General features: G+C 37.3%; 1 protein-coding gene and 1 pseudogene. One reads left to right on the top strand and one right to left on the bottom strand.

The features are described 5' to 3' along the window. A pseudogene (locus L2764_RS27395) lies at nt 1-108 on the top strand (IS30-like element ISVsa7 family transposase); the annotation flags it as partial. Here L2764_RS27395 and L2764_RS27390 read toward each other — a convergent pair. After that, a complete protein-coding gene (locus L2764_RS27390; protein ID WP_248943483.1) occupies nt 70-792 on the bottom strand; it encodes a hypothetical protein in 723 nt (240 codons plus the stop codon). The pseudogene L2764_RS27395 and the gene L2764_RS27390 sit on opposite strands and share 39 nt — an antisense overlap. Between the last annotated feature and the right edge of the window lie 96 nt (nt 793-888).

Below are 888 nucleotides of genomic sequence, written 5' to 3'. Positions count from 1 at the left end.
GCCAATGCTGAATTTTTAATTAACATGAGGCCAAGAAAGGCGTTAAACTTTCTCAGTCCTTATGAGTTTTTAACAGGTAAACGTGTGTCGCTTATTGCTGAGATCTAGGTCTTTATCTTCTTGCTCCATTTGCGGCATAGTGAAATATTTATCATTGAGTAAAATAATACCGTCATTGCCATCGGTGATGAACGCACCTAGACTGTCACTACTGACGATATAGGGTAGTCGTCTGTCAATACCGTCATTAAGCGGATCACTTTGATACATAGCATTATTGAGATTGGTTGTTACTTCATCGCTGGTGAATAGTGTGGATACTTGATTGTAGGCGTTGCCAAAAGAATGTTTGGCTAAGGCATAAAAGCGGGCTTTATTTTGGGTTTTCTCCTCAATTGATAAATTAGCGTCTTGAAAATCAAAACGATCAAATAAACTGTTGGTGCTTGCATTAGTGCAGATCATAGGCAAATTGACATTGCTGCATGCAGCATCTAAATGACTTATATAGCTAATGTCCATATTTTCATTGGCTAAAAGATCATTACGTATATCGTTAATGCTATTGAACTGACTAAAGTAATTTTCTTTATCTGAATCATCATTGAGTGTATTACTGTTATTATATTTTTTACCGATTTTAGGTAGCTTTCGAATTAAAGAGATGGTCATAAAGCCGGCTCTGGTATCGAGCAGCCCTAAAAAGTTGGTGAGATCATCTTGATGCTTTCCATTGGCGACTTGCCTGCCATAACGAACAATTTTTCTGACACTGATAAGAGTTATTGTCAAATGTGGTGTATCAATGAATCGTGATGTTCTGTTTGATCTTGAGTGATCCGCTCACCATCTTTAAATTGAATACCTGATATGACATCAGCAAGCAGC

The sequence above is a fragment of the Shewanella surugensis genome, assembly GCF_023284005.1.
Classification (GTDB): domain Bacteria; phylum Pseudomonadota; class Gammaproteobacteria; order Enterobacterales; family Shewanellaceae; genus Shewanella; species Shewanella surugensis.
The sequence above is the reverse complement of the archived record's forward strand: the minus strand, read 5'-3'. Positions and strand labels throughout refer to the sequence as shown.